Here is a 20,845-nt window from a genome sequence, read left to right on the forward strand (position 1 = left end):
ACCGGCTGTGGCTTTTACTTGCGGATTTCAATCCTGCGAATGTCATATCCGCGTTGGCTTTGGGTGGTATTGCGCGACTGATTTCTCGCTAAGAATTTCAATCATGGGGTGCCGCCTTGCAGAAGCTGGTGCAAAAGGGGCCTTCGGCCGCGTCCCGAACTGCGACCGACGACCACTGGTCGCAGGCGCGGCGGATAGCGAGCGAACTCGACAAGGTCCTCGATGGTTCCGCGCCGCGCCGATCGGCGATTGCTCGCGTAGCGGCTGAGCTGCAGTTGTCGACCCGTCAGATCTACAATCTCCTGGCGCGCTATCGTGACGACCGAACAGTAACGGTGCTCTTGCCGAAAACGGGCAACACACGCCGGAAGCGGTTGCCGTCGAAGATCGAGGAAATCATTGCTGCGACATTGCGCGAGCAGTGGCTTGTTCTGGAAGCGCCGCCGCTTGCCCCTGTCGTCGCCGAAATCCGCGCGCGTTGCGAGGAGGCCGGCCTTCGACCGCCGTCCTACATTGCCGCCGCGCGCCGCATCCCGGCTTTGTTCACGCCGGAAGAGATTGCCAAGGGGCGGTCAGCCAACCCGAAGCACCTTCGTCGCCTCAAGCCGCGGCCGGGCTATATCCATGCCCCGCGCCCGCTCGACGTCTGTCAGATCGATCACACGCCGACCGACATCAACTTCGTCGAGGTGGTCGACGGTGCCGGCATTTTCGTCGGCCGCGCCTACCTGACCATCCTCACCGACGTGTTCTCGCGCTGCATTCTGGGTTTCTGCCTGTCCCTGGAAAAGCCGTCTTCCCTCTCCGTCGCACTCTGTCTTGCGCACGCAATGTGCCCGAAGGAGCAGTGGATGGCCGCACGCGGCCTTGACCATGACTGGCCAATGCTCGGCCGACCACGCCGACTCGTCACGGACTCGGCCAAGGAGTTCAAGGGGCGGGCGTTTCAGCGCGGCTGCGAGGAATACGGCATCGGCATCCGATATCGTGACCGCGGCCGCGTCCATCAGGGTGGTGTGGTCGAGCGTCTGCTGGGCAAGCTCAATGCCGTGCTTGCTACGCACCCGGGATCGACCGGACGATCGGTGGCCGACCGTGACGAATATCCGTCTGAGAAACGTGCTTGCCTGAGCTTTGCCGATCTCGAGCGTTGCGTCGCGCTTGCTGTCGTCGATCACAATCTCCAGGAGAACGCCAAGACGCTAAAAGTGCCGCTTGCCGAGTGGCAGGCACACGCGGTGGATAATCCGCGCTTCAATGACGACGCGCATGACGTCCTGCTGACGTTTCTGCCGGGTGCCGAACGGCGCCTGACGCCGCAAGGCATCAGCATGTTTGCCCTGTTCTATTACGCGCCATGGCTCGGTTCGTTCGTTCCCGAACGCGACCGGTTGGGCAAGCTGGAGATTCGTTACGATCCGCGCGACATCAGTCATGTCTATGTCCGCGACCCCGCAGGTGTCGCCTTTCGCTCGGTCCGGCGCCGTGACGGGATTTTGACGCCGGTCACCCTGTGGGAGCACGAAAGCGACCGCGCCAACCGCCGGATGGCGAATGCCCGGTCGAATGTCGAGAAGGTCCAGCTCCGCCGTGAGATTGCGTCCGTTGCCGGAACCGCCAAGCACAAGAAGACGGAATTGCGCAACGCCGTTCGCGCTGGCCATGCGGCGGGAGCTTCCAAGCCTTATGAGGCAATGGCGCCGGTGCCGCCGGCCCCGGTGGAGCACCCGGTGCGTCAAAAGCGGCGGCTGCCGATCGAAGAATGGTAGCGCGTGAATGGCCGATCATCTTCTCGACCATGTACGGCCCTATCTCGATGGAAACATCGAGGAGCGGATCGCCTTCATCCGCTCGCCGCGCTGGATTCGGCCATCACGCGGCGCTGGACGCTCATGAGCGGTTGGCCGACTTGCTTTCCCGTCCGGCTGCACTGCGCACCGGCGGCCTGATGCTGATTGGTCCTTACGCCAACGGCAAGACGATGGTCGCCGAGCGATTCGCAATCGAGCATTTGAGGATGTCTCCGACGCAACGGGTCTGGATCGTGCAAACCCACGAGGGCGCGGGGCTTGCCCATTTCTATGCCAGCGTCCTTCAGGCGCTGAAAGCGCCGATCGGCAACGTCCGCGATGTTGGTCGGAAGGCTGCGCAACTCGATCACTTGCTCGCCAGCCTCGCGCCCCGAATCCTGATCTTCGACGAATTCCACAACGCGTTACGCGGCCGCACCCGCGACGTCGAGGCGATCTTCGCCTTCCTGCGTCGGCTTGGCCGGATTCACGACATCTCGCCGGTGCTGATCGGTGAGGTCGCCGTCTATGACTTTATCAATGCGACCGATGAAATGGCGAGCCGGTTCGAGCTGTGCGCGGTCCCGCGGTGGCGCTATGGCGAAGAATATCTGGCGCTCCTCGACAGTCTCGAGGCGGCCCTGCCGCTCGCCAAAAGCTCCGACCTGTCGGAGGAAGAAATGGCGCGCAAGATCTTTTCGCTCTCGGAGGGCCTGATCGGCGAGGTCGTCGCCATCCTCACCAAGGCGGCGGTGGTCGCCGTCCGATCCGGCGCCGAGTGCATCTCGATGGCGATGATCGATCGGTTAGGCCACATTCCACTCTCGGCCCGTCGTCAGGCGCCGGTGCGCGAAGCCCTGCTATAGCGGCTATGACCGGCACGGCCGAGTTCGCGATCGAAGTGCAGTCGCACTACCGGGAGATTCATTCCGACCGCTGGCCAGTCGTGGTCGTGCCGCAAGCGGATGAGCTGCTATCGAGCTGGCTCAATCGCCTGGCGTTCGCCAATGGCATCGCACCGCGCCATTTTGCCGACGTTTTCGGGATAGACGGCGGCATGTGGTCGGCGCGGCTCGATCTTGCGCTGCCGGATGGCGCGGCGCGCCTGCTTCATCACTATTCCGGAGTTGCGCGAGACACTTTGGCTGCAATGACCCTTGCGCAGGATGAGCGCACGCGCCTCCTGCTACCACTGCGCCAGACCGGCCACCGAGGGCGCTCGACCTGGCTGCAATTCTGCCCTCAGTGCCTCACCTCCGATTTGGCGCCTTACTTCCGCCGGCGGTGGCGGATGGCGAGCAGTATCTCCTGCCCGATGCACGGCTGCGGGCTGCGTGACCGGTGTCCGTCTTGCGGCAGCGGCACTGCAGCATTTAATCAATCGGGCCTTATTCCGCAGCATCATTGCGCCACTTGCCATTTCGACCTGAGAACAGCCGCGAAAGTCAGCGTGAAAGCGGCAACGCGGCGTTTCGAGCGCTGCCTTCATGACATGCTCCGCATGGAGGCCGCCAAGGGCTTTCTCGCAAAGAGTTCGCTGATCGCGCGACTCCTCAGCCTTCCGACGGCCGTTGATCCCGGCTCGGCCAGGACGCTGATCAACCTATCTTCAGCCGCGCGCATCCGCTGTTTCGACCAAATAGCAGAAGAATGTCACGATCATCTGACGGCCGGGACGGAGGCTTTCGAAATCATCTTCTGGCGTCAGCGCATTCTCGCCGCCGGTAGCCTTGCTGCAGCCTTGCAACCGCTCTGCCAGTGGATGCGCAAGCGTGTCATGATCGAGGACGAAGCTCCCCAAAGGACGATTGATATCCAGGGCGTCGATCTTTCTGCCCTGATTGGCGCTTATCGACGTGTTAGAGAACGGCAGTTAGGTGGTCATGGTACCAGAGCATATCGGCCTGTTGGAGGCCGAGCTGACATATCTGGCGTTTGATTGACAGACAGTGGTTCAGGCTGTGTCGAAATGCGATTTTGAAAGAGACGATGAGATTGACCGTATCCGTGCCCGCCTGGGATCGCTGGCTGCGGAGCGACGAGCCCTTGAAGCAAGACTTGTCGAGCTTGATCAGCCACAGGCACTGCTCCCCTTGGCGGACCTGTCCGCGCCTTTCGCCGAAGCCGCGCCGGTCACCAATGCGTCAACGGCGGTAGACAAAATTGCTCTGTTCCGCCGCCTATTTGCTGGCCGATCGGACGTGCATCCGGTCCGCTGGGAAAACAGGAAGGCGGGGCGGTCGGGCTATGCGCCGGCCTGCGCCAATGAGTGGGTGAAGGGAATCTGCGGCAAGCCGCGGGTAAAATGTGGCGAATGTCCACGTCAGGCCTTCATTCCGGTCTCCGACGACGTAATTGAAAACCATCTGCGTGGCGCGACCGGGTCGCGACGCGGCTCCGAGAACTTCGTTGCCGGGGTCTACCCGCTGCTGCTTGACGAAACCTGCTGGTTCCTGGCGGCTGATTTCGACGGCGAGAGTTGGTCCGCGGATGCAATCGCCATGATGGAAACTTGCGATGCCAAGGGCATTGATTCCGCGCTCGAGCGGTCGCGGTCCGGCAATGGCGGGCATCTCTGGATTTTCTTCTCCGAACCGATCCCGGCGCGCACCGCGCGACAGCTCGGCTCCCTCCTCGTGACCGAGACCATGGAGCGACGCCCGGAAATCGGCTTTGCTTCTTACGACCGCTTCTTTCCAAGCCAGGACACCATGCCGGTTGGCGGGTTCGGAAATCTCATCGCCCTTCCGCTGCAGCGGCGCGCGCGGAAACAGGGCAACAGCGTCTTTGTCGATCGAGATCTGCGTCCCTTTGCCGACCAGTGGGCGTTCCTGTCGTCATTGCCGCTTCTGCCCGCCGACGCGGTGAGCCGCTTGGTAGACGAGGCGGAGATGCGGGGCCGCGTGCTCGGCGTGCGACTGCCGGTCGAGGATGAAGCAGCGGATGAGCCCTGGCGGATGACGCCTTCCAGGCGTGCTCCGATCGCAGTCACCGAGCCGCTGCCGGACCGAATCAAGATCGTGCTCGCGGATCAGGCCTATGTCGAACGCGCCGGCTTGCCCGCCACCATGGTGGCGCGGCTCGTTCGGTTGGCTGCTTTCCAGAATCCGGAGTTCTATCGCGCCCAGGCCATGCGCCTGTCGACCTTCGGCAAGCCCCGGATCATTTCCTGCGCGGAGGTGCATCCGAGTCATGTCGGGCTGCCGCGCGGCTGTCTGGACGAGGTGATCGACCTGATCCGGAACCACGGCGGTGACATCGACCTGGAGGATCGCCGGGAATCGGGAACTTCGCTTCCCGAAGGCACACGGTTTCTCGGCGCGCTGAGGGGCAGGCAGGTCGAAGCCAATGAAGCGCTGGCGGCGCACGACTTTGGCGTGCTAGCTGCCGCCACGGCATTCGGCAAGACGGTCGTCACCGCGGCACTGATCGCGCAGCGCGCCCGCAACACGCTGATCCTCGTGCACCGTCGCGAACTGCTCACTCAATGGATCGAGCGTCTTAAAGCCTTCCTCGCAATTGACCCGCAGCATATCGGCATCATCGGCGGTGGGCGCCGCAAGCCGACGGGCATCATCGATATTGCGCTTATCCAGAGCCTGGTCCGGCGCGGCGAGGTTTCGGATCTGGTGGCCGACTACGGCCATCTCGTCGTAGACGAGTGCCATCATCTGTCCGCAGCAAGCTTCGAGCTGGTGGCGCGGCGCGCCAAGGCGAAATACGTCATCGGCCTGTCGGCGACTGTCGCGCGCAAGGACGGGCACCATCCGATCATCTTCATGCAATGCGGACCGGTCCGGTATCGCGCGAGTGCGCGCCACCAGGCAATCGAAAGCACATTGAGCCACCGTGTCCTGGAACGACCGACCACATTCCAGCTTCCGCTTTCCCTTGCGAACATGGAACGCCCCTCGATGCCAGCAATCTATGCCGCGCTTGCTGTGGACGAGCCCCGCAACGATCTGATCTTCGACGACGTGCTGAAGGCGCTGGAAGCGGGTCGGTCGCCGGTCGTGCTGACCGAACGGCGGGATCATCTCGAACGCTTGCAGGCGCGATTTGCCAAGTTTGCTCGCAATCTCGTGGTCCTGCGCGGCGGCATGAAGGCTGCTGACCGCAATGCGGCCGAGGCTGCCCTTCGCGTATCGGACGATCAGGAACGGCTCATTCTGGCGACAGGCCGCTATCTCGGAGAAGGCTTTGACGACCACCGGCTCGACACGCTGTTCCTGACCATGCCGATCTCGTGGAAGGGGACGCTCGCCCAGTATGTCGGGCGCCTGCATCGCGAACATCAGGGCAAGTCCGACGTTCTCGTCTATGATTATGTCGACGGGGCCGTGCAGGTTCTGGCGCGTATGGCCGCGAAGCGGCGGACCGGATATCGGACCCTTGGCTACCGTCTGGAATAGCGTCGGTCAGGGTCTATCGACGATGTTGCCGCGTTCGTGCGACGATATGGCTGTTTGGCTCTCCAAGGCCGTCCGGCCATGCCTATGCGCCCGGGCGCAACGCTTGGAGCAGCGGCTTGAGCTTGTGCTTGCGCCGGTGTTTTTCGATAAGCTTGTCGATCCTTTCGATCCAGTCGTCGAACCGGCCCGCCGCATCATAGGCGAGCACCGCCTTTTCCAGCCACTGCGCCGCCAGTTCGTAGAATCCGGCCTGGCCCGAATCCATGACGTTGACGGCCATGCGCTCGCAGACATCGATAACCCAGTCGGGATGGCTGGCGTGCGCCGCCTCGGCGAGGCGCATAAGAACCGTATTGGACGGATTGCGCAAAACGTTCTCGACGTCGACGGACCGCACCGCCTCGTCGATCCTGCCTTCGTTCAGGAAAATCTCGGTCCGGTCGTGAGCGTGTTTCGCCGCCGCCAGCTTCGCGAGAAGGCGGGCGCGCATCGCCGTCCATTCCGGTCCGGCCAGGGTCTCGGCCGCCCGAAAATCATCGAGCGACAGACTGTGCTCGAAAGCGGCGCCCGCCGCCGTCAATGCGGGTTCTCTCCTGGCCAGCGCGGCGGCGCAATCGCGCAGCCAGCGCGCGAGACCGACAATCCCATAGGGGCGGTCCTCTTCCGCCTTCAGCGTCAGACCCCATTCGGCCAGTTCCAGCGCCTCGTCGATCTGTCCCGCCTCCTTCAAGACCTGTGAGAGCAGCAGAACCTCTTCAGCGGAGCGAAACTGTTTCCGGGCATAAGCGGCAGCTTCCGCGACACGTGCCAGCCGCACGAGCATCGCGGCATGATCGCCATGCCGTCCCGCCGCTCTGGCGAGGTTGAGAAATTCCTCCGCCCGCCCGCCGATATCGAGCACCCGCAGCCGGGCTTCCGTCAGCCGCTCCATGATCCAGTCGCCCTGGCCCGAGAGCGGCCAGGTTCGTCCCCGGCCGGCCATCACGTCCGCAAGACCGATCTCATCCCAGCCCTGTTCGAGCGCATCGATCGCGACCTGCAGATGGTCGTCGAGGCCGTAGCCGTCGAGTTCGCCCTGCCAGACGTCGAGCCGCGCCATCAGGTCGTCGCGTTCGCCAGGTGCGAGATCGCTCATCAGGACCGCCTCGGCGATCAGTTGGCCGAGCACGGGAAAAAACTCGTGCAGCGTTTCGTCCCAGTCGGCCTGTTCGAGCCATGCGGGCACCAGGGCCTCGGTGACCGGCTCCAAAATGGCGAGGGCGTTGCGACCGTCACCCGCCTCGAGGAAAGGCCTCGCCTTGTCGATCAGCGCCGCGACGCCGTCCTCGTCGACCGCGGGGACATCGTCGCTCCAGCCGCGTCTTCGGGAATTGCGCCCCGACAGCAGCGCCTCAGCCTGCCGTCTGATCGGTTTCGGATCGACGGCGGTGCGGCGCGCACCCGCCAAAAATCCGTCCGGCGCGCCGACGGCCAGTTCCGCCTCGAGCCAGAGCACCAAGCCCGGATCCTCCTCGGCGGCTGATCAGCAGCGCCGCCAGCGCCGCCCGATCGAGGTCCCGGAGCATGTCCGCGAGCGGAAGCCTTTCCACGACCTCGCCCGGCTTGGCAACAAACTTCAGGAGCACGGCGACGACATGCTTGCAGGCGCCGCCCCAGTCGTAGGGGCAGGAGCAGCGTGTCTCGGTCACGCCGCGCGTGTGGGCGACGCCGCCTTCGCGGAGCCGGACCGTCACGACGTAAGGCGCGAATTCGCTGCCTTCGACCTGCGCGGTCAGGACATCGCCGCGGCGCACGAGTTCGGAAACACCCCGCTGCGAAAGTAGCTTTTGCCGCGCGCGAAGGATTCCTCGGTGGCGAGGGCACGGATCGTGTGTTCCCCGAATGGCGGTGGCGTCATGGCAGCCCGTGCTCCTCCGCCTCTGCGTCTTCGCTGACAATGCCGAGCGCGCCGGACAAGTCGGCGAGCAGTTTTGCCTTGTCGAGCAGGCCGGCGTCCTCGAGCTTCTCCATGTCGGGGAGATCGCGCAGCGTCTCGAAGCTGAAGTGGGACAGGAAGGTCTTCGTCGTCACATAGGTGTAGGGCGCCCCCGGCTGCGGCGCGCGCGGTCCGGAAGCAATGAAGCCGGCGCCGCGCAGATTGCCAATGAGGTCGCGGCTGATCTCGCGGCCGAAAAAACCGGACAGCTCGGCGCGGGTGATCGGCTGGAAATACGCCACCGTCATCAGCACCAGCGCTTCCGATTGCGACAGGTCGACGGTCTGTTCGCTGACGCCCGAAGCGGCGCGGATAGCGTCTGAAAAAGCCGGCCGGGTGCGGTGCTGCCAGCCGTCGGCGACCGCCACCAGATCGTAGGGCCGGCCGCGCAGTTCGGCGCGGATGTCGTCGATCAGAAGATCGAGATTGCAGTCGCGGCCCACCATCCGCGCAAGAACCTCCCGCGACACCGGCTGGTGGGAAGCGAAAATGACCGCCTCGACCCGCCCCATCCATTCACGCCACCGAACCTCCGGCGGCAGGTGGTCGAGATCCCGGTCAAGCAACAGTCGTTGCCCATCCCCATTTTCTCGGCGAGCCTTCGTCGGACGCGCCGCCATCATCACAGCCCGTAGATGCGAAAGGTGGCGCGGCCGGACAGTTCGCGCACCGCGCCGAGACCGGTCAGCCGCTCGAACAGGCGCCGCGCGCCCCATCGCGACAGATGGGGCGTCTGCAGCGAGCCGGGCACGGCGTCCTCGTCGAGAAGCAACCCGATCGCCTCCCCCGCCCCTTTCGCCCTGAGCTTGGGCGCCGCCGCGGCAAGCCGGGCGGCGTTCCGGGCGATGTCGGCGGCCAGCCGGCAGGCCTCCACCGAGGCTTGCGCGACCGCGAGGCAGACCGCCCGCTCGAACTTTTGCTCCCCCGGCCGTATTTTTGCGCCTCGTGCGCCCTCGGTGCGAAAGGCTGACGAATGCACCTGCGCCATCAGGAGCGGCACCGGCCGCGGCCAGCGCAATCTTTGCGCCAGCGCCAGGTCGGCGAGCCACCAGCCCAAAAACGCCGCCTCCGGCCGCGCGGCGTGGACGTGCCCGGCGATGGCGGCGGCCATGAACGGCGCCGGCGGCGCGGACCGCAGCAGATCGTCCATGCGTTCGGGGATGGTCGCCAGCGCGCCATCCCAGCGGACCCCGAGCAAGTCGCAGATTCCGCGCAGGCCGTCGGCGTCGACCGCCGGCGAGCGTGAGGCCAGTCGTTTCCATGCCGCAAAAATGGCGCCGGAGGGGCCGGGATCGTCGCCTGGGCTGCGCAGATGCCAGGCGTCGCGCAGCGCCGCCTCGTCCTCGGCGCGGCCGGCGAGGCGCACGGCGGCCGCGGCGCATTTCAACGCCTGGCGCTGGCGCCAGGCGCCGGCCCAGGGCGGCGCCTCGCGCACCAGAGTGTCGAGCGCATGCAATGCCGCGCCGGCTATGAAGGCGGCCTCCGCATCGCTCGTCACCGACCCGCGCTGGGTCGCCCAGCCGGGCACGGTGGGCGGCTCGCAGGTCGATGGAATCGGCGACATGGCGGGACGAATCATGGCGGGGACGATAACGCCATCGTGCGCTTTTCGCTAGCGATCCGGTGCAAAGCGCACAGCCTGTCGCAACGCTTTTATGTCCGATAAGCTTGCCTTATCGGACATATGGCAATAGCCTCACAAATCATGGAAAATCCCCGGCAAAAGCCCGCCAAAATCGACGGAACGGCTGACAACGGTCCCGATGGTGACCTGCCCGACATCGTCGATCTGGTGATGGCAATGGGCACATCGCCAACGCGGCTGGAAGCCCTCGTCGAGACCGCGACAGGCTACGCCAACGCCGCCAGCTCCGAAAACACGCGCGAGGCCTACGCCAAGGACTGGCGGCACTTTTCCTCCTGGTGCCGCCGCGAAGGTTTTGAGCCGATGCCGCCGTCGAGCCAGGTCATCGGTCTCTACATCGGCGCTTGTGCCTCGGGCACCGCCGCCGGTGATCCGAAACGCAGCCTGCCGCCGCTCTCCGTCGCCACCATCGAGCGGCGCCTCTCCGGCCTTGCCTGGAATTTTACCCAGCGCGGCTTGCCAATGGACCGCGCGGATCGGCATATCGCCACCGTCCTCGCCGGTATTCGCCGCAAACACGCAAGGCCACCGCGGCAAAAAGAGGCCGTGCTTGGCGACGATCTTATCGCCATGATCGCGACGCTCGGCCATGATCTGCGCGGCCTGCGCGACCGCGCTATTTTGCTCCTTGGCTTCGCCGGCGGGCTGCGCCGCTCGGAAATTGTCGGCCTCGACCTCGTCCGCGACGACAATAGTGATGGCGCTGGCTGGATCGAGATTTTTCCGGACAAGGGCGTGCTGGTCACCCTGCGCGGCAAGACCGGCTGGCGTGAAGTCGAGGTCGGACGCGGCTCCAGCGATCAATCCTGCCCCGTCGTCGCGCTCGAGAGCTGGATCCGCTTCGGCCGCATCGCGAGAGGCCCTCTCTTCCGCCGCATCTTCAAGGACAACAAGAAGGTCGACGTCGAGCGGCTTTCCGACAAGCATGTCGCCCGCCTGGTCAAGCAGACCGCACTCGCCGCGGGCGTCCGCTCCGATCTTCCGGAAGGGGAACGTGAGCTGCTGTTCTCAGGGCACTCGCTGCGCGCCGGCCTCGCCTCCTCGGCCGACATCGAGGAACGTTACGTCCAGAAGCAGCTCGGTCACGCTTCGGCCGAGATGACGCGCAAATATCAGCGTCGGCGCGATCGGTTCCGGACCAACCTCACCAAGGCGTCAGGGCTCTAGCAAAGCCCCCTCCCCCGCTTGAAACCGGCTGCCGGCGCTGGTCAGGACGATGTCGCTGTTGACAGCACCTCTTCGAGCAGGGCTGTTGCAACGGCAAGGCTATCAGCAGCCATCTCCTGGTAGTCTGGCATGATCATGAGCTGTGCGATCGTCCGTCTGACGAACTCCGGATTCAGCTCTGCAAGCCGCTCTCTTGTTCGAGCGACAGGATCCGGAAATGCCCGGAGGGCACCGACAACGCCGGCTCGATGCGATCGCGCGGCGGCTGCGATATCGAAGATGTCCCGCGGTCTGGCCTCCGCGCCTCGGTAATAAACCTTTTTGGCAATGATCTCGGGAATGGTCTCAAGCCATACCGAACGACCTTCTACCTCTCGCTTTTCGAAAGGTGTCCCGGTCAAGGCCCCGGCCACGATGAAGTCAATCTCGCCCAGGCCCTCGAACGCGAATTTCTGAAACCTCGTCCCGTCGCTGTCATATGCGGCAGGACCCGTGCTGAAGCTCAGTTGGCTCTTGGATGGGTCAATGAAGCCGAGTAGCTGAGGGTCGTCGAGGAAGATATCGACGTCGTGGCTTTCGCGATGGTTGATCTGGATCATCATCGCCGTGCCGCCGCCAAACGACCATTCGAATTCAAAACCTCCGGCCTTCTCCCGGAGTTGGTCGATCAGATCGGCAGCAATGGCGAAAAGCCGCCGCCATTCGGACGGACGACGGCTATAGACCTCGATCATCAGGCAGCGAGTTGATAGCTCTCGCCGGACCAGGCAGAGAAATGGGCCGCGAAAGCCTTCAGATCATCGACCGCTATCTGGTGCGCGGCGGCGAATTCCATCTGCTGCTCGACAGGCACTTCTCCAAGGAAGGCACTGACCTGCCCAGGATACTGCTTCGCCAGATCTAGATCTGAAAGACAATGAGCCAGCCCCACGCCGTCGAGCTGTTCGCTGTAGGGCGCGTTCACTGTCGTCAGAACCAAGGCCAGATGGTCACTCATAGTCATGCAAAATAGTCAATTCGTGGATGGGGCACAAGCTGCCAGACTCGGGCATTGCAAATGGCTCGGGAGGCTCACAATCGAGCTACAGAAGCGCGCGGGATCGAGCAGCATTCGGCCGGCTGCGAACGATCTTCGGAAGCATGACTCCGGCACGTCCCGCCCTCACGAAGCTGCAGGGCGCGATCGGCTCCGCGTCGACTTCACCCAAAGGCTCTGAAGGTCCCCTTCCCGCGCTTGAAGCCGTAAGGTGTAAACGGCGGTTTCGAATTTCAGCTTACGGCTTCAATTGAAATCGGGAAGTAAAAGCGACAGACGACGACGTCGCGACGTTGCGCCATCTCGCCAGGGAAGGCATCGGCGAGAATTCGCTGCGGGCGCTGGCCTCGGACCTAGGCTACCTCGAAGCCTGGTCGCTTGCCGCCACCGGTTTTCCGCTCCCCTGGCCGGCGCCCGAGGCGCTGCTGATCAAGTTCGTCGCCCATCACCTGTGGGATCCTGCAAAGCGTGAAACCGATGTTTCGCATGGCATGCCGGACGATGTGGGCGCCGCGCTGAAGTCGGCCCGCCTTCTGCGCAGCGACGGCCCGCACGCGCCCGCTACCGTGCGCCGGCGGCTGTCGAGCTGGTCGACGCTGACCGGCTGGCGTGGCCTGAAGGGAAAATTCAATGCGCCGGGTCTGCACAGCGCGATAAAACTGGCGGTGCGCGCCAGCGCCCGCCCCCGCGTGCGAAAAAACAAAAAGGCGGTGACCGCCGACATCCTGGCCGCCCTCCTGAAAGCCTGCGCCGGCGACCGTCTCGTCGACGTGCGCGACCGCGCCCTGCTCATCACCGCCTTCGCCTCAGGCGGCCGGCGCCGCAGCGAGATTTCGTCCCTGCGGATCGAACAGCTGGTTGAGGAAGAGCCGGTGCCGGCCGATCCCAAGGATCCAGAGGGGCCAAAACTGCCCTGCCTAAAAATCCGGCTTGGCCGGACCAAGACGACACAGGCCGATGGGAATGCTTTCGTGCTGCTCGTCGGCCGCCCGGTGCTGGCCCTAAAAGACTGGCTCGAGCGGGCCGGCATCAGCGAGGGCGCCGTGTTTCGCGGCATCGATCGCTGGGGCAACCTCGAAAAACGCGCCCTGACGCCGCAAGCGGTCAACCTGATCCTGAAGCGCCGCATCGCCGAGGCCGGGCTCGACCCGGCGGCGTTTTCCGCCCACGGCCTGCGCTCCGGCTATCTCACCGAAACCGCCCGCCGCGGCATTCCGTTGCCGGAAGCCATGCAGCAGTCGCAGCACCGCTCGGTGCAGCAGGCGTCCAACTACTACAATGACGCCGAGCGCACGCTCGGGCGGGCGGCGCGGATCATCGTCTGAGTCGCAGATCGATCCGACACATCACAGCTTGCGGCGTCAGCTCCAGGACTATTGGTTCCGAGACAGCCGCGCCTGCCGCCGGCGTGCGCGGCGACCGGTCGGAAGGCGAACGGGCCAAAAGTTCTCCGGCCATTCCCTGCCCGCCGGGCTTGCCTCGTCGGCCGAGGTCGATGAACGTTTTGTGCAAAAGCAGCTCGGCCACACCTCGGCGGCGATGACACGCAAATATCAGCGCCGACGTGACCGGTTCCGTGTCAATCTCACCAAGGCCTCGAGGCTGTAGGCGACAGAAAGCCCCTTCCCCTTACGCGCCAAACAGCCGCCGGTCCCAGTAGACGGGCTGATGGAGACTCGTCTGGATCCTTGAAAACTCCGGATGCGCTGGATTGATCAGCACATTGCTATCGAGACGCGCCACGACACTCGGCACCAGCAGGATGACGCTGCGCCGTTCTAAACACCAGGTTTCGCCAAAACCCTTGCTCACCGTCGCCGGCATTGTGTCCCAGCCGGGCAGTGACGGCTGCGAAAAGACCTCGTAGCTCAGCCCGCGCGGGATCATGATTTCGATGTAGTGCTGGTTGGGCGGCAGTCGGCCGCTGCCATGCACCAGCTTTTCCAACAGGGCCGTCGAATAATGCTCGCTGGTGTAGATGATAGGACTTCCAGGCGTGTTCCATCGCCCTGGCGCCATTGTCGAGCCGGTCGCGTCGAAGATCGGGTAGGTGCCGGCCGGATCGCCGATGCGAAAGGACGATAGCGTGCGATCGAGAGTCTGCGCCGTCACGCAGCACTGCCGTACTTCAGACCTCCGAGGATATCGACAACCATTTCGGCGCCGAACTCGCTCAGGATAACGACGTCGATCGGTCGCTTGTCCTCAATCATCGGGTGCGGCCGAAACAAGAAATCGCGCGCGTCCTCTTCGTTCTGCCAGACATCGACAGCAAGACCCCAGACGCGCGCCACGCGGGCCAATCGTGTGCCCTCGTCTGACGAGAGGCGATGTACCATCTTGCGCCGCTCGTAGGTCGCCTTGGGGATCAGCCGGTATTTGAACTGAGCATCGCCAGGCGCCAGAAGATGCGCAACGCGCTCGAGCGCCCCAATGGGAAGTCCATTCTCGATCCGGGAGATCAGTCCGAAAGGCGACCGCGCCGCCACCTCTTTAACGGGCAGCCCCAACACGTCGGCGACATTTCCGAACGCTAGCATTTCACGCTCCATTCCATATGAGGCAAAATATAGCCTCACATGAGGCGCCATGCAAGCCCCTGCATCAGCGCGAACCGATCCGCCAACGGTTACCCTGTCATCTTTGCCGTCACGCCGTTCGCTCGCAATGCCGCCATCAGCATCGGCCCGACCGAAAACTCCCCTGCCCTCGCCTTCTCGGTCAACACCCGCAGATAGCCGCCGGCTGACTCGATGTGTTGTGCCCGGTGCAGAATGCAGGCAATCACCACTGCGGCGATCTCCTGACCCATGACATGGCAGGCATCCTCATACGCCGACGGCGAAACGCCCAGGTATCCCCGCACCTGGGCGGCGGTTATCATGAAATCGCGCCAGTTGCCGATCCCCTCAACGGCGTAGTCCGCAATTTCGGGGCAGGCCTTCAGCACTAGCCCCAGCGGATAGGTTTTCGGCGGCTCTGCGGTCCTCGTTATTGGCTCGGCCGGCGACCCGCTTTTTTCCAAAGCAGGTTCAAATTCAAAAATAGAGTCGGTATTTGAATCAGATTGCTGCCGCTCGCTTTGGGACTCATTGCCGCTCGGATTCGTAGATTCCATATGGATTTCCAGCAGCTTATCCACGTCGTCACGCAACGCGGCAAGATCGGCCACTATCGGTTCAAGCTCGGCAATGCGGGCTCGGCGCGGAATTGTCTCCACAATGGCGCGGAAACGCCTCCACAGGCTTCCCCAGTCGCCCGGCACGTCTTCCTCAACGGCCGCCTCGACCAACTTCTGGATATCGCGGCGGTGTAGCGTAATGCGTTCCCTCATAAGCCTGAGCGCCCTGTTATCGGCGCGAACACGCTCGGCCGCCGCCTCGAACTCTTGCGCACGGGCCAGCAGCGGCGCCAGCGAGAAGCCAAATGCTTCCTCGATCTCCCCACCCCTGCCCTTGCGGGCATAACGCTTGCCGTTCGGGCTGTCCCGACGGATGACTAGACCGCAATCCACCAGTTCCGCCAGGTTCCTCCGCAAGGTGGAATCGGGCATGCCGTGCGCCCTGAGGGACAGCTGTGCGTTCGAGGGAAACACGATGATGCCGTTTTCCTCACTCAGCTCACTGTCAGGATAGAATGACAGCAACGCATTCAGGACGGCCAGGGCGCGATCGCCGATGCCGACGATGCTTTTGCCCTCGCAGAGGTTGCGGTAGATCTGCCACTTGTCGACGACCCTGCCCTTGGGGATCTCACGTGACTCGTTTTGCGCTGCCAGCATGGCAAGCGACATCGGCCGCCGCCCAAAGGGCGTCGTTGCAATACCCGTCTCCATTTCTTCCTTCGCCTTCAATTAGGCAAAAGAAATCCATCCGCCGAATCGACGCTTAAAACTCTTGACACTGATTCGCGGAAATGAGATTCTCGGCTTGCTAAAGATCGAGAAGGGCTTCCACGGTTCGCCGTCGGGGGCCTTTTTCTTTTGCGGTTCAGTCTCCTGTTGCTGTCCTCTCCGACTTCCTGAACGCCTCATAAAGGTCGCCCAGATTGTCGGAAATCCACGTTCCAAAGCGGCCGCCATCTGTCTCCTTCACGGCGATCGTGACGGCCTTGCCTGCCTTCTTGACACTGACGCTAACTGATTTGTCCTCAGGAGCCCAAGATTGTGCCTCGGGCTTTACACTGGCCTTGCGAACGGGCTTCCCCTTGGCATTCAAGGCCGCAAGCAACCTTTCGAAGCGTTCGTTGCTTTCCAACTCACCGAATTCGGGTTCGGACTGGATTTCAGTAACCATGTCGGATTTCCTGCCGACAAGCAGGGACAGTTCGACCCACCGCTCGCGACCGACAGACCCAGCTGATCCAATCTTGCCGATGACAGATGCCGGAATCCTTGTGACAACTGACACCATCTTTGAGACAGCAGCGGCGTTCGAGGCCAATGCCGACGAGATGACATCTCTGTCGTATCCTAAGTCTTCAAGGCGCTTTGCGAACATCGCCTTCTCGATGAAACTGAGATTTGCCCGAGCAGAATTCTCCTGACCCTGGGCAATGACATGAGTCTTGTCGTCGATCTCCTTGACGACCGCCCTCACCTTCCGCCCCAGTTCGCCGGCAACTCGGACGCGGCGATGGCCGAAAACGATCATGTAGCGGCCGTCGATACCGGGATGCGGACGAACAAGTATGGGAGTATCCTGACCCCTCTCCCGGATCGCTTCCAGCAGTTCTTGATACTGCTCCTTGTCGTCGCCCATGCGGTCGGAAACGAACGAGCCGTCGATGACGTTTGGATCGAGTTCGACCACATGCTCGCCTTCAAGATACGCATCCGCTTGCTTTGCCAACTCATTGACTGAGCGGATCATAGATTTCGAAGCGCCGCGGATCGGATATGCCGCCGTGGAGGTAGACGACACCTGGTCGTCGGTCTCCGTTTCTGAGAGGCCTGCAAGAAGGTTCTTACGTGCCATATTTGTCTACCTCCAGATAGCGCCTAGTCCATTGAATGCATTCGAAAAAGATTCGATTTTGTCAGCGGACAAAAGTCAGCGCCCCCATGCTTTATGAATCAAGTCGGCGACTTCACCGTTTACGACTTCCAGCGCATCCATTGCCCGCTCGTATGTGGAACGGGTCATCGCATTCTTCTCAACTTCGTAGAGGGTCTGCTTGGTAATCCCCGCATCGGAAATCGCCGTCGATTTCAGCATCTGGTTCTTGAGAATGAATTCGCCAAACAGCGTATGCAGGAACGCCACCATCTGCGCTTGCGGCTGATCCGTGGGTTCGAATCGAGTAACAAGATAGCGATACCACTCCAGGTTCACCTCGGCACCCGCCGCCCTGATCGGCTCGAGGATGTTCCCGAGCATCAGCAGAAACTGGCCCATGCTCATCACATCGAGCATCTGCGGATGGATCGTGATCAACACTGACGTCGCTGCGGTCAGTGCGGTGATCGTCAGATACCCGAGCTGCGGCGGACAATCGATAACTACGACATCGTAGCGATCGTCGACCTCCGTCAATGCCGTCGAGATCCGCGTGAAGAACGCCCTGCCCACATTCGAAGACCTGTCGGTCATTGCCAGAGGCGTGTCGTATTCGAATTCCTGCAGCTCTAGGTTCGCAGGGACGATATCGAGGCCCGGGAAATTCGTTGGCTTGATGATTTCCGAGAGAGGCACCTTCTGGTCGTCATATCGAATCGAGTCGTAAAGCGATTTCGTCTGGTCGAGTTCAGGCTGGAACCCATGCAATGAGGAGAGCGACGCCTGCGGGTCGAGATCGACAGCTAGGACACGGTGCCCGGTCAGCGCGAGATATTGGGCGAGGTGGGCTGCGGTGGTGGTCTTACCGCTGCCGCCCTTGAAATTGACCACAGCTAGGATCTGAAGCTTCTCGCCCGGCCGCCGATGGGGAACATACATTCGGGCGTCGGATCGCCCGTACTGGTCGAGATACTGGCGCAGCTCAAGCATCTGTTCAGCAGTATACGACCGCCTGCCCGACGTTGAGGTTTCAGGCACCGGGCCTTTGCGTTCCAGATGCAGTTTCTTCAGATGGCTTTGGGAGACCCCAAGATACGTGGCAACCTCGGCCAGCGAGAACGAGCGAAGATTCTTCTTTGCATGGGGAGGGAAGCGCTGCATCGAGAGTAGGTGCAGCTTCTTCGATATCTGGTCGCCCTGGTCGAGAATGCTTTTCTCGAACAGCAACGGGATTTTCGTGGGAACGGGCGAACTCACGTTCATTCGATCGACACTCTCTAAAAACGATTTTTGCCGCAAAGAGGCTAAGCAAGCGTCATTATGTCCGATTCGTTCGATCCGGCAAGAAATTTTAAGTTAACAAAAGGTTAACGGCCTGGCGGCAGCGGAATCACGTGATCCGATTCATGCATTTGAATAAGCTACACAATTTGCTGATTTTGTCAGCGGACAAATTTCCTGCTTTCTGCAGCCGCCAGTCAGTCTTCGAAAGTATATCGCCGATCATCATGCCGTGCGGGAAGCCGTCACGAGTGCTGCGCACCCCTTCCACTCTACGGGAACACGAGTTCACGTGAAACTTTATGTCTGCCAAGAAAACCCACCGAAGCTTTCGGATCTAGGGCAGGGCAGGGGGACGGCGCCTTGTCGATCACCCCCATCCGGGATGTTGTCCTGCAATGACGATTGCAGCATGTCCGTTTGTTTTTCGAAAACAAGCCCGCGCCTCGGGCGGAGAGCGCGGGCCAATCGGGTTGGGCCGATTTGTGGCGGGCAAGCGGGGGCGGGCCGCTGTTCACAGATTATTATTTACGCGCTAATGTTATGCTGTGAAGATTGGCAACTTCTCCGGGTCGGGGATCAATTAACGGAGCCGAGGGCGCCAATCGCGCCCGGTTCCCAACTGATCCGAGGCGGTGACGTACCTGCTTTGGCACATGATCTTCGCATCGTGATTGAGAAGGGCCGCCGCCCCGGAGCCTGCTCGCGATGCGCATTATTGCATTATGGTTCGGGCCTTAACGCCCGCTGCATACGTCAAATGAGTCGGTACAGGGCGCCAATGCGACGTGCCCTGCAGCTTAGGCTGGCTTACCTGCAACTGCTGAGCGTGCATCCAGTCGGCAGCGGCCTGCGCCTTCGCAGCGGCCGTGATGATGGCCCTCTTGTCATTCTTCAGGACAACGAGCCAGCTCGCCAGATAGGCGGCTGTGTTTGTCGCGCGGATCATGCGCCGCGCCCAGGTCGGCACACAGAAACGATGCCGCGAGCTCGGCGCGTTATCTGAACAGTCAACCTGTCTCAGTGGGGCCTTCTTGGCGCCGGACCCGAGAATTCACCGGATTTTCGATCAGCGGATCGGCATGAGACAGGTTCCATAATGAAATCGATGCTCACGAAAAAAACGTCCAGAGCGCCTGGAAGACATACCGATCACCAATGATCCCGAAACTGCGAGCGCCACGAAGAGGGCGATGGTTGATGGCCTAAGGACCAAAGCAACGGCCAGGACGCCCCAAATACTGACCGCGCCCCCAGAAACGAGGAGTGCCATTGCGGCGCCGGGTGACATGCCGAGATCAAGTAACCCCCGAACCAAGGGCAGTACCGCAATACCGTCGAGATACATCGTGCTCCGACCAGCACCGAACTGGGGCGCAAGAAACTATGGCGGCCGGTGTTGACACACGCATTTCCCTGATCGCCATGGCAGCGGCAACCAGGGGCTGAGCCACGGCCGCCGCCTTGAGCTCAGGCAACGCAACATGCGCGGTGCATAGCGTCGGAAGCGAGATATCCTTGCCCGACATGAGCCAGTGGCTCGTCGGCCAGCGTATTGCTGAGCTGGGCGCCTGTCGCGACCAGTTGATCGGGTCGATGCCACTCCGCCGATTTGGCGACCGCCATTTCCAGCGGCACACCATCATTGCGGCTCCGAGCAACAAGCCGCCCAGCGCGGTGAAGGCGCGCAGCGTGTCCGTGACGGCTGTCTTGAATCGGCAATCCGTTCATCGTGTAGTCGTTTCGCCTCACGCCAGGTCTTCCCCACGATCCGGTCATGGGTCTCGACCACGGCATCGGCGACCGCCGCCTCCGATTTCCACGGCGCAAACGGCAAGGATCGCCCAGCGTCGATCCGAGCTGATATCGCGCAAGCCATCGGTGAAGTAGCGCTCACCCTGCCGACGCAGGCGAGCGATGCGTTGTGGCGGGATAGGTACCGCGCCGCTCGATCATCGCAATAACCGCCTGAGGCGTCGGCCGGCGCAGCCGATGAGGGCGAGACGAGCGATCCCGCAATCCTGGCATTCCCTGGGCGCGATACCGGTCGAGCCATTTGCGAGCCGTCCGCGGCAGACGCCTGCGGCTTTGGCGACGGCCTCAGGCGTCTGTCCGCTCTCGACCTGCATTACAATTCGCTCTCGACCGAGCGGCGTCAGACGGGTATTCTTATGGATGTTCATCCGGTCCCCCTGGAATCACTGAAGCTTCGACAACCTCAGCTTTCCCGGTTCGGACCGGATGGATAACCTTCTGAAAGCTCAACTAGCTACCAATGCGATCAGCTTTCGGGCTATCGGGGCATCCAGGGAGGATGGGTATGTTCTTGGCTAACGGGCTCAAGCTGCGGGACCGCGGGTGCACGCTGGCACTGATTTTGGCGATCATATGTGTATGTGCGCCTGCACTGGCGGCAAACGCGTCGGATCAGGCGTGCCGGTCCATCGCCAAACTCACAATTCCAAGCGTGATCTTTACCGAGGCTAGCCTTCAAAAGCCGCAGGAGATCCCCGCAGATCCCTTCACTGCATTCACCGGCGCC

General features: G+C 62.4%; 16 protein-coding genes and 6 pseudogenes. 8 read left to right on the forward strand and 14 right to left on the reverse strand.

The genetic code is table 11. The annotated features are described in order from the left end of the window. The first annotated feature begins 116 nt into the window (after nt 1–116). From NKJ55_RS27885 to NKJ55_RS27900, 4 genes and pseudogenes are all read left to right on the forward strand, one after another. Nucleotides 117–1,769 carry a TnsB C-terminal domain-containing protein gene (locus tag NKJ55_RS27885; protein ID WP_502904519.1) on the forward strand — a complete coding sequence of 551 codons (1,653 nt, stop codon included), beginning with the start codon at nt 117–119 and terminating at the stop codon, nt 1,767–1,769. Between the two features lie 7 nt (nt 1,770–1,776). Further along, nucleotides 1,777–2,656 (forward strand): annotated as a pseudogene (locus NKJ55_RS27890) (TniB family NTP-binding protein). Nucleotides 2,657–2,661: 5 nt separating this feature from the next. After that, nucleotides 2,662–3,729 carry a TniQ family protein gene (locus tag NKJ55_RS27895; RefSeq protein ID WP_023722827.1) on the forward strand — a complete coding sequence of 356 codons (1,068 nt, stop codon included), beginning with the start codon at nt 2,662–2,664 and terminating at the stop codon, nt 3,727–3,729. Nucleotides 3,730–3,883: 154 nt separating this feature from the next. After that, nucleotides 3,884–6,202 carry a TOTE conflict system archaeo-eukaryotic primase domain-containing protein gene (locus NKJ55_RS27900; RefSeq protein WP_352452671.1) on the forward strand — a complete coding sequence of 773 codons (2,319 nt, stop codon included), beginning with the start codon at nt 3,884–3,886 and terminating at the stop codon, nt 6,200–6,202. 82 nt (nt 6,203–6,284) lie between these two features. Here NKJ55_RS27900 and NKJ55_RS27905 read toward each other — a convergent pair whose 3' ends face one another. The 4 genes from NKJ55_RS27905 to NKJ55_RS27920 all read right to left on the reverse strand — a co-directional run bounded on the left by NKJ55_RS27905 (nt 6,285) and on the right by NKJ55_RS27920 (nt 9,756). After that, nucleotides 6,285–7,700, reverse strand: coding sequence for a hypothetical protein (locus NKJ55_RS27905; protein ID WP_352452672.1), 1,416 nt, complete (start codon nt 7,698–7,700; stop codon nt 6,285–6,287). Beyond that, entirely contained in the window at nt 7,594–7,995 is a 402-nt protein-coding gene (locus NKJ55_RS27910; protein ID WP_352452673.1) for an SWIM zinc finger family protein, read from the reverse strand. The genes NKJ55_RS27905 and NKJ55_RS27910 overlap by 107 nt, the downstream gene beginning before the upstream one ends. 100 nt (nt 7,996–8,095) lie before the next feature. Beyond that, the gene (scpB, locus tag NKJ55_RS27915) at nt 8,096–8,797 is read right to left on the reverse strand and encodes an SMC-Scp complex subunit ScpB (RefSeq protein ID WP_352452674.1); all 702 of its coding nucleotides are present in this window, start codon (nt 8,795–8,797) and stop codon (nt 8,096–8,098) included. A gap of 2 nt (nt 8,798–8,799) precedes the next feature. Further along, nucleotides 8,800–9,756, reverse strand: a complete 957-nt coding sequence (locus NKJ55_RS27920; protein ID WP_352452675.1) for a DUF1403 family protein — start codon at nt 9,754–9,756, stop codon at nt 8,800–8,802. A gap of 126 nt (nt 9,757–9,882) precedes the next feature. Between NKJ55_RS27920 and NKJ55_RS27925 the strand changes: the two genes are divergently transcribed. After that, nucleotides 9,883–10,989 (forward strand): tyrosine-type recombinase/integrase, encoded by a 1,107-nt coding sequence (locus NKJ55_RS27925; RefSeq protein WP_352452676.1) that lies wholly within the window; start codon nt 9,883–9,885, stop codon nt 10,987–10,989. A 41-nt stretch (nt 10,990–11,030) separates the two neighbouring features. On the opposite strand, the gene NKJ55_RS27930 is transcribed toward NKJ55_RS27925, so the two are convergent. Together NKJ55_RS27930 and NKJ55_RS27935 are read right to left on the reverse strand one after the other, a co-directional pair. Beyond that, the gene (locus NKJ55_RS27930; protein WP_352452677.1) at nt 11,031–11,723 is read right to left on the reverse strand and encodes a nucleotidyl transferase AbiEii/AbiGii toxin family protein; all 693 of its coding nucleotides are present in this window, start codon (nt 11,721–11,723) and stop codon (nt 11,031–11,033) included. After that, nucleotides 11,723–11,986: a hypothetical protein gene (locus NKJ55_RS27935; RefSeq protein ID WP_352452678.1), complete on the reverse strand. Its 264-nt coding sequence runs from the start codon at nt 11,984–11,986 to the stop codon at nt 11,723–11,725. The genes NKJ55_RS27930 and NKJ55_RS27935 overlap by 1 nt, the downstream gene beginning before the upstream one ends. 311 nt (nt 11,987–12,297) lie before the next feature. Here NKJ55_RS27935 and NKJ55_RS27940 point away from each other — a divergent pair. Both NKJ55_RS27940 and NKJ55_RS27945 read left to right on the forward strand, forming a co-directional pair. Then, nucleotides 12,298–13,350: pseudogene (locus NKJ55_RS27940) on the forward strand (site-specific integrase); the annotation flags it as partial. A gap of 68 nt (nt 13,351–13,418) precedes the next feature. Then, nucleotides 13,419–13,633 (forward strand): annotated as a pseudogene (locus tag NKJ55_RS27945) (integrase); the annotation flags it as partial. Between the two features lie 21 nt (nt 13,634–13,654). Here the strand turns inward: NKJ55_RS27945 and NKJ55_RS27950 are convergent. The 8 genes and pseudogenes from NKJ55_RS27950 to NKJ55_RS27985 all read right to left on the reverse strand — a co-directional run. Then, nucleotides 13,655–14,137, reverse strand: a complete 483-nt coding sequence (locus NKJ55_RS27950) for an RES family NAD+ phosphorylase (protein WP_352452680.1) — start codon at nt 14,135–14,137, stop codon at nt 13,655–13,657. Beyond that, nucleotides 14,134–14,565 (reverse strand): antitoxin Xre-like helix-turn-helix domain-containing protein, encoded by a 432-nt coding sequence (locus tag NKJ55_RS27955; RefSeq protein ID WP_352452681.1) that lies wholly within the window; start codon nt 14,563–14,565, stop codon nt 14,134–14,136. The genes NKJ55_RS27950 and NKJ55_RS27955 overlap by 4 nt, the downstream gene beginning before the upstream one ends. Before the next feature lie 89 nt (nt 14,566–14,654). Then, nucleotides 14,655–15,860: a plasmid replication protein RepC gene (gene repC, locus NKJ55_RS27960; protein WP_352452687.1), complete on the reverse strand. Its 1,206-nt coding sequence runs from the start codon at nt 15,858–15,860 to the stop codon at nt 14,655–14,657. 154 nt (nt 15,861–16,014) lie between these two features. Further along, complete coding sequence (gene repB, locus NKJ55_RS27965; RefSeq protein WP_352452682.1) at nt 16,015–17,001, reverse strand: plasmid partitioning protein RepB; 987 nt, start codon at nt 16,999–17,001, stop codon at nt 16,015–16,017. 75 nt (nt 17,002–17,076) lie between these two features. Beyond that, nucleotides 17,077–18,285 (reverse strand): plasmid partitioning protein RepA, encoded by a 1,209-nt coding sequence (gene repA / locus NKJ55_RS27970; protein ID WP_352452683.1) that lies wholly within the window; start codon nt 18,283–18,285, stop codon nt 17,077–17,079. A 733-nt stretch (nt 18,286–19,018) separates the two neighbouring features. Continuing rightward, nucleotides 19,019–19,298, reverse strand: a pseudogene (locus NKJ55_RS27975) (zincin-like metallopeptidase domain-containing protein); the annotation flags it as partial. A 370-nt stretch (nt 19,299–19,668) separates the two neighbouring features. Beyond that, nucleotides 19,669–20,252, reverse strand: a pseudogene (locus tag NKJ55_RS27980) (Tn3 family transposase); the annotation flags it as partial. Next, a pseudogene (locus NKJ55_RS27985) lies at nt 20,248–20,486 on the reverse strand (leucine zipper domain-containing protein); the annotation flags it as partial. The pseudogenes NKJ55_RS27980 and NKJ55_RS27985, both read right to left, overlap by 5 nt. 137 nt (nt 20,487–20,623) lie before the next feature. On the opposite strand from NKJ55_RS27985, the gene NKJ55_RS27990 reads away from it, so the two are divergent. Next, the coding region (locus tag NKJ55_RS27990; RefSeq protein ID WP_352452684.1) for a hypothetical protein at nt 20,624–20,845 on the forward strand (222 nt) is incomplete at its 3' end.

This window comes from Mesorhizobium sp. M0106, assembly GCF_040322715.1.
Classification (GTDB): Bacteria; Pseudomonadota; Alphaproteobacteria; order Rhizobiales; family Rhizobiaceae; genus Mesorhizobium.